The sequence below is a fragment of the Paenibacillus sp. FSL H7-0716 genome (genome assembly GCF_038002705.1).
In the GTDB taxonomy this organism is placed as follows: Bacteria; Bacillota; Bacilli; order Paenibacillales; family Paenibacillaceae; genus Paenibacillus_AQ; species Paenibacillus_AQ odorifer.
Genome location: NZ_JBBODA010000046.1, coordinates 26,343 through 34,613, shown reverse-complemented (window position 1 = coordinate 34,613; position 8,271 = coordinate 26,343). Strand labels below are relative to the sequence as shown.

Genomic DNA, 8,271 nt, shown 5'->3' with positions numbered 1-8,271 from the left:
CTAGTAACAGCCAAGGGAACTCTCCATCAAATGTAATCGGCGCCTTCTCGTTCTTAACCCAGACGAAACCATAATGATTGGAGCATCGTTAACTGTTGGTACCTCCTCATACTTGCTCATACTTTCCCATACTTTCTTATACTTCCTCATACTTTCTCATACTTACTCAACTTTCTCATACTCCCCCACTCCCTATTTACTTACGGACCGTATAGCCTCTATTCGCGATAAAAACGCACATTTGAGATGCTATCGGACTCAGGTGCAGCTATTTACTCCAAAACACCCCATGCGGTTGCGATAATTAGCCAATAGCGTCGCTGGGGTCCGAAAGTAGCCTCAATTACCTCTTTTCTAGCAAATAAGGACTCCTGAGTCCGATCCAAATCAGGGTACCTAGGTACCTAGCAGCAGCCAAGGAAATTCTCCATCATGCAGTCGGCGCCTTCTCGTTCTTATCCCAGACCAAACCATAATGATGGAGCATCGTTAACTGGTGGCACTCCCCCATATCTTACGGACTAATAAAAAACCGAACGAAAATCAGAGGAAATCCTGAAATCCGGTCGGCTCGACAGCAAAACTTATTTTATTTCTTTCATAAATGCCTGAAAGTCTTCTACGATTTCTTTTGCTTTAGTGCGATATAAATAATGTCCCTCTTCAAACTTCACAATTTTTCCATGCACAGAGTCCTTGATTTGCTTTTCATGCTCTGGTATCCATCTATCCGTTGCTGGTTGATTCGCTTGTATAAAGAAAATAAGAGGAAGATTTTTAGGAAATGTTAAACTTTCAGCTGATTTAAAATTAGAATACATCATTCCAGCTTCATTTAATTGGGTGGGATTAAATATATTTTTGCGATTGATCAATCTCATTTGTTCTTTTGTTTTTTCATCAAATGGTAGTTCCGCAATTGGGTCAGCACTAAGTTTCATTTGCAATCTGATTAGACCTGATTTTTTGAGCAGATTTATAGATCTTAATTCAGAAGCTTCGATCTTCCTCTCACTTATCGATGGAACACTACTATCAAGCCCAACAAATGCACTAACTTCATTTTCATACTTGTTAACATAATCTAGTCCGTATATACCTGAAATAGAGTGACCCATTAGAATATAACGGTCAATATTAAGAGCCTGTAAAGCTTCATGAATTTCACTTACAATATTCTCTTTGCTGCGCTCCTTTTTGGTCAGATCACTTAATCCATACCCAAAAGGCTCAATCATGACAACTTTGTAAAACGGCGACAGTTCATCTATTAATGCTTTAAAATCAAGAGCTGGCGCTGCTGTGCCATAACCCGGTAGTAGCACGACTGTTTCTTCACCTTTTCCTTGAATATAAACATTCATATTTTTCCCATCTACGGGTACTAACTGACCATAGGGTTCTATTTTACCTTGTTCCGATTTATTGCTGATCAAATTAACTGTATAGACAATAGCGAGAAAAAGCACGATGGCGATGATTATTGCTCCTACTACTTTAAGTAGTATGTTTAGTATTTTACTTGTTCTCGTGCCCGCCTTCATTTTCATTACTTCTTTTATTTCCACTCGTATCTTCTCCTGTCATCAGCTGTGTATTGGACTACCATAACTAACTGCTAAGCTAAGATTAACCAATGAAGATGTACTCCCTATGACCTCAATATGAACGGAATATGAACATGCAAAAAAGCTATAGCATCATACAAAAGGTAGCTTCACAGGATGCCATAATAGGAGGAATATATGTGTGAAGGTGGGTACGATTAAGGCTGCTTTGCCAACCGCAGCTTCAACTGATTCAAATTCGTCTTTGCCAACAAAAAAAAGCAAACCACGAGCTAGGCTCATAGTATGCTCGTGGTTTGCTCATGGCTTGCTCATAGCTTGCTCATAGCTTGCTCGTGCCCGTGGTTTGCTTCCTGTTTATCAATAAACTCTATTCCTGCACCTTCAATTTATAACATCCGCTAACAAAATCCTGCTGGATATCCGGCAGAGCCAGTCCAGCCTGCATTAGCCGATCACCACCGTAAACCTCACCACTTGCCTCCAGAATGTAATCCAGCTCCGGATTTAAACCATTCAGCTTCAGGCTGCGGCGGGGCGGATGCGGCACAGCCATTACCCGGAAGTAATAAACTAATGCCTCTCGCTGATCATCGGACACGAACATCCATGCTGTCTCATTGCCCTCAAACGGGCTTTGCAGCCGGTACAGATTCCCTTGCTGCACAAGACTGCGGATTTGTTTATAGTTCGCAACCTGTTCCTTCACAAGTTCCTTCTCTTCGTCTGTAAACTTCGTAAGATCCAGCTCATAACCGAAATTACCGGACATAGCTACATCTCCACGAAAAGACAGCGGAGTGATCCGTCCTACCTGATGATTCGGCACGGCAGACACATGCGCGCCTATCGAACTAACCGGATACACCAGACTTGTTCCATACTGAATCTTCAGTCGTTCCACAGCATCGGTATCGTCACTGGTCCAGGTCTGCGGCATGTAATGCAGCATGCCTGGGTCGAAGCGGCCGCCACCGCTACAGCAGCTCTCGAACAGGATATGCGGAAACTCTGAAGTTATTTGCTCCAATAGCTCATACAGCCCAAGCACATAACGATGTGCGGTTTCCCCTTGGCGTTCAGAAGGTAACTCTGCAGAGCCAATCTCCGTTAAACAACGGTTCATATCCCATTTCACATAACTAATGGGCACGGTCGAGAAAATCCGGGACAGTGACTCATAAATGTACTGCCGAACATCCTCCCGTGTATAGTCCAGCACCAATTGCCAGCGAGCTTCGCTGCGGCGGCGTCCCGGCACATGCAGACACCAGTCGGGATGCTTACGATAGAGCTCGCTGTCTGGCGAGATCATCTCCGGCTCGAACCAGAGGCCAAACTGCAAGCCTAGATTATTCACGCGCTGTGCGACATCAGATAATCCGCCTGGAAGCTTGCGCAGATCCTCTACCCAGTCTCCGAGAGAGGAGTTATCTGCATCTCTTTTGCCAAACCAGCCGTCGTCCAGTACGAATAGCTCTATCCCGAGTTTCGCTCCTTCCGCTGCAATCGACTCCAATTTATCCGCATCGAAGTTGAAATAGGTGGCTTCCCAATTGTTGACCAGAATGGGCCGTTCCTTATCTCTATATAACCCTCTGCATAAACGGGTCCGGTACAGGCGATGATAGGTCCTCGACATTTCTCCGATCCCCTCGGAGGAATAAACCATCACTACCTCTGGGGTCTGGAATTGTTCACCCGGCTCCAGCAGCCAGGAGAAATCAAAAGAATTCAGCCCCATCGTAAACCGGGTCATCCCGAAGGAATCGACCTCTGCCTCAGCTTCAAAGCCTCCACTATATACAAGACTGAAGCCGTAGGCCTCTCCATGATTTTCATCCGTTTCAGGTTTCACCAGCGCTGCAAATGGATTTAACTGGTGGCTGCTCATCCCTCTGCGGCTCCCAATGGTCGTACCACCTTGCACCAGACGTCTACGGGTCAGATTACCTTCCCTTGACCAAGCTCCTGCCAAATAGATCATATCCATATCGCCAGACGAGAAATCGACACTAGCACTCAGTGCACGCTGCAATTGCAGCTGCGTTTCCCCCGCATTGGTAAACTCCACAGAACGGGTGATTACGTTGGTATGTTCAAAAACCGTATAGCGCAAAATAACACTCAGCTTGGCGTAATCATCCTTAAGTGTAAGCTCCAACGTCTGTGCTTCTTGCGCAGACTCAACATATACAGATGGCAGACCCGGCAGTGAGGGTTTACCCTCAACTACCCGGTACCCGCTGTATTTCAGCTCTGTAATACGAGTGCCGTCTTCGAGCCGAACTTGATAAGCAGGTGTTCTGAAATCTCCCGTGCCGTATTGGGGATATTCCTGCGGGAGCCGGTCGAGACCCGTATTTCCTCCCAGATTCAACAACCCTTCCAAATTGCTGTCACTCCGCAGCTTCTTGCCCCAATACACATGTGCCGGATAATCATTAACAAGCTGAAGAATATAACTCATCCCTGCGCTCTGTAAATGGAATAATCCCTTATCTTCCTGAACTAAAATCCCCATGTGCCAGTCCTTCTCTCCTTAGGATTTACAGCAAATCTTCGCTCACAAAATCAACCATCGATTGAACCTTTAGCCCCTTAGGTGCGGCAGGAATCCAGTCTCTTCCATCGTTCCCGCGTTGTGAGAACTCTATCGTCTTGGTCTGACCTGGGAGAAGGTCAAAATAATTGTCAGAGAATATTCCTTCATCTTCCGAAGTCAGATATACACCTCTAGCCAATACATCACTGGTCACGGTGAAGCTTAATCCACCGCTCTCTGGAGTTTCCAGCACGGTAATTACTGAGCGCTGCAATGGAATTTCTTTTTCCGGAGTAAAATAATGCAGCTTGTGATCTATCACCTGGCCATCCGCCTGCAAGCAAATTCCAAGCAAGACATCACCCACCCCTTGACCTTCTAGCAGGTCTGCCACAGGAGACGAGAATACGATAGCTGCAGAATCAGCTCCCAGCTCAACGGGATGTGCCCACTCTCGCAGCACCGAACCGTTAAACTGATACAAAGTAAGCACCAACTCAGCGCTCACTGCTGTTCTTAAATCAGATACGACATGAATGTCTACCTTCTCACGGTCTGTACCGTCGATAGACAACAGAACATCTTGGAAGCTTGAACGCACGGTATATTGCAGGGCTTTCCAGCGCCCGTTATAATCCATGCCCGCCCAAGAAGCCACCGGCCAGCAATCGTTCATCTGCCAGTATAAAGTGCCCATACAATAAGGTTTATTTCTTCTGTGGCTTTCAATCGCGATTCGGATCGCTTCGGCCTGCAGGATTTGACTCATATATAAAAAGGCTTTGAAGTCCTTTGGCTGCGGCAGATACATATCCATATATTCTTTGATCAGCAGATTACCGCGACCATTCTTCTGATGCGCCAGCATCACCTCTGAGGTAAGCTCCAAATCCTGCTCTTCCGCATAGCTCATTACCGTTTTTAGTTCCGGGAACGACTGGAAGCCATATTCACTCATGAAGCGGCCAACCTTTGTATTATAGTTCTCAAAAGGCTCGATTCCGTGCCAGACGCCCCAGTAATGCACATCCCCTTCGCCCACAATTCGCGTCGCATGCTGATTAATATCGCCAGTCAGCTCCCGCAACGGTGAAGACGGCCAGTAGTCCACTCCCGGATGGAATGCGGCTACAGCCTCCGGCAGAATTTGGTGGAAGATTTTAATATAATCGGCCCACATTGTCGCTCTTTGCTCAGCGCCGAGTTTTTCTTTCCAGCCCCAGCCCATATTTTCCTCGAACTGTGACCAGGCCGAATCAATCTCGTTGTTGCCACACCATAAGGCGATGCAGGGATGATTGTTCAATCTTTTGACGTTATATTCGGCTTCTTTTTTCACATTTTCTAGGAACGCCTCGTCCCCGGGATACATACTGCAAGCGAACATAAAGTCCTGCCAGACCAGCAATCCGTATTCATCACAGAGCTGATAAAAAATATCTTCTTCATATATACCGCCGCCCCAAACGCGCAGCATATTCATATTCGATTCTACTGCCGTGGCAATTTCATGCCGATACCGCTCCTCGGTTACTTCTGTGGTGAAGCTATCATTTGGAATATGATTGGCACCTTTGGCGAAGACGGAAACTCCATTCAGCGCAAAAGAAAACGAAGCTCCTTTGGCATCACGCTCCCGAATCAATTCAATACTGCGGAGCCCAGTCCGCACACTTTTGCTACCCTCTACTTCCGCACCTTGTACCAATTCTGCCTGGAATGTATATAAATGTGGCTCTCCCAGCCCTCTGCACCACCAGAGCTGTGGCTCGGATATAACCATATTCATCTCTAATTGCTGCTTGCCTTCTTCTAAAGTAACCGCTTGCATCCACTCCAAACCATCGGCACTTATTCGCAGCATTCCCCGCCAAGCAGCAGGAGCATCCACTTCTACAATTGCGGTCAGGCGAGCTTCTTCCTTAGCAATCAAATTTTGACGGATATAGAGGTCTGTAATTTGAACAGTGTCACGTCCCACCAGAGCTGCCGCACGCCATATTCCACTGGTCAAGAAACGCGGGCCCCAATCCCAGCCGTAATGATAAGGTGCTTTGCGCGCAAAAATACTAATTCGTTGTTCATCTAATCCCCCAAGCTCGGATTGATCATTTGAGGCAGGCAGCGCGTAACCCAGCCTCGCTAATTTCGGTAAATCTTCCTTAACCACAGAGCGGAACTTCACCCGAATATTATTTTCTCCAGTCTTCAACTGATCTTTGACATCCACTTTCCATGCCAGAAACATATTATCAGCAGCAAGCACATGTACATTATTCACGTACACATCTGCATAAGTATCCAGTCCCTCAAAAACTAGCTCCGTGCAAGCAAACTTCTGCCACTCTTCCCCCAACTGCAACGAGGTTTGATATTCCCAGTCCTTCTTATCGATCCACTGTAGATCATGTTCATTTGTTCCATAAAAGGGGTCTGAAATTTTTCCGTTCTTTAGTAAATCCGTATGGACTGTACCTGGTACAGTCGCCGGAAGCCACTCCTCATCACCACAGCCTCTAAATTCCCACTTCGCAAGATTCATATGCAAATGTTTCATAATACCTCCTAAAAGTTTTGTAAGCATAGACTTCTCAAAAATAGCATAAGACTTCAATTAATTCATTGAACCCTTTTGATATTCTTTGTATTTTGTTATCTGATTGTTAGGTACACGCTAATTATAAACGCAGAAACAAAACAAATAAAGACAATAAATAATAATACAATACATTTATTAACGGCTTCGATAAAGCTATAATGTTCATGTAAACGCTAACAATAAAAACGAAAAGGGGATTAAGCTATGAGAAATAAGTTATTTTCGTTATCCTTTGTTATGATTATGGTCTTATCTTCAACGCTTGCTGGCTGTGGTTCGAATAATGACAACAACACGAATAACGGCGCTGCCGCAACTGAAAAGCCCGCAGCAACTAACGCAGAGAATACCGGCGGTGACACGAATGCAACTGCCGAACCTGCAGCAGGAGCTGATATCAGCGGCAAAATCACCTTCCTAACTAACAGAACAGACATGATCGGCAAAGAATATGACGAATATTTAAAGCGCTTTAATGAAAAATACCCGAACATTAAAGTCGAATTCGAAGCTTCCCAAACCGACTATAACCAACAGGCTAAAGTCAGAATGGCCAGCGGCGAGCTTCCAGACGTTATGTTTATTCCTTCCATCCCTAACTCCGACCTGCCGAAATATTTCGCTTCACTGGATGATCTCGGCTTGAACGATCAGATCACCTTTAAAGACTTCAAATCCTTTGATGGTAAGCTTTACGGAATTACTACAGGGAACTCTACTTCCGGTATTGTTTATAACAAAACAGCATTCACTGATGCCGGCATCACCGAAACGCCTAAGACTTGGGATGAATTCCTGGCTGCCTGCGAGAAGCTGAAAGCAAAAGGTGTTATTCCAATGTCCTCTAACTTTAAAGACAAATGGCCACTTGGTACTTGGGCTTATGACACACCACGCTTAATTGAAGGCAATCCTGATTTTCCAAATGCTAAGCTGAACTCTGAAACACCGTTCACTATGGACAACGGTTATGGCAAAGCCTTCAGCCTACTTAGAGAACTGAATGAAAAAGGCTATCTGGAAAAAGACATCAACTCCACCAACTGGGAGCAATCGAAAAAGGACATCGCTTCCGGCAAATTCGCCATGTACTATCTTGGCAACTGGGTTATTAACCAAGTCATCGGAGCAGGCGCTTCTTCAGACAATGTTGGCTTCTTCCCATTCCCTTATGACAATTCGGGTAAACCATCCGCTACCCTTAGCCCTGACTTCTTCTATGCCGTTGCCAAGAACAGCAAAAATTTAGAGGCAGCTAAAGCCTTCGTAAAATGGATGATTGAGGATTCAGGTTATGAGGATTTCGCCGGCTTTATCTCTCCATTAAAAGGCAAGGAATCCAATCTGACTCAGCTGAAAGAATTCCAAGCTACCGGAGTAGAACTGGTAGAAGGAACTGTTGACGATGCAAAGGTTACAGAGATCGGCAACAAGGCACAGCTGGATCTCCCTGCTGTTGTACAGGAATTTGTACTTGCCAAAGATCCACAAACCGTATTAGACAAGTGGAATAAAGCTTGGGCTAAAGCCAAGAAGGACCTCGGTTATTAATTTGAGCT

Annotated in this window: 4 protein-coding genes; 1 reads left to right on the top strand and 3 read right to left on the bottom strand. The window is 45.4% G+C overall.

All coding sequences use genetic code 11. The annotated features are described in order from the left end of the window. Nucleotides 1-584: 584 nt before the first annotated feature. From MHH60_RS30360 to MHH60_RS30350, 3 genes are all read right to left on the bottom strand, one after another. The gene (locus MHH60_RS30360; protein WP_076105437.1) at nt 585-1,550 is read right to left on the bottom strand and encodes an alpha/beta fold hydrolase; all 966 of its coding nucleotides are present in this window, start codon (nt 1,548-1,550) and stop codon (nt 585-587) included. 388 nt (nt 1,551-1,938) lie between these two features. Continuing rightward, nucleotides 1,939-4,092 carry an alpha-galactosidase gene (locus tag MHH60_RS30355; protein ID WP_076138785.1) on the bottom strand — a complete coding sequence of 718 codons (2,154 nt, stop codon included), beginning with the start codon at nt 4,090-4,092 and terminating at the stop codon, nt 1,939-1,941. A gap of 25 nt (nt 4,093-4,117) precedes the next feature. Further along, entirely contained in the window at nt 4,118-6,670 is a 2,553-nt protein-coding gene (locus MHH60_RS30350; protein WP_076138784.1) for a beta-mannosidase, read from the bottom strand. 246 nt (nt 6,671-6,916) lie between these two features. Here MHH60_RS30350 and MHH60_RS30345 point away from each other — a divergent pair, with 246 nt between their 5' ends. Further along, nucleotides 6,917-8,263, top strand: a complete 1,347-nt coding sequence (locus MHH60_RS30345; protein ID WP_076138783.1) for an ABC transporter substrate-binding protein — start codon at nt 6,917-6,919, stop codon at nt 8,261-8,263. Nucleotides 8,264-8,271: the final 8 nt, after the last annotated feature.

What these genes read in the sequence shown, in the direction of transcription:
- MHH60_RS30360 (WP_076105437.1), bottom strand. Translation starts at nt 1,550, where the DNA reads ATGAAAATGAAGGCGGGCACGAGAACAAGTAAAATACTAAACATACTA.
- MHH60_RS30355 (WP_076138785.1), bottom strand. Translation starts at nt 4,092, where the DNA reads ATGGGGATTTTAGTTCAGGAAGATAAGGGATTATTCCATTTACAGAGC.
- MHH60_RS30350 (WP_076138784.1), bottom strand. Translation starts at nt 6,670, where the DNA reads ATGAAACATTTGCATATGAATCTTGCGAAGTGGGAATTTAGAGGCTGT.
- MHH60_RS30345 (WP_076138783.1), top strand. Translation starts at nt 6,917, where the DNA reads ATGAGAAATAAGTTATTTTCGTTATCCTTTGTTATGATTATGGTCTTA.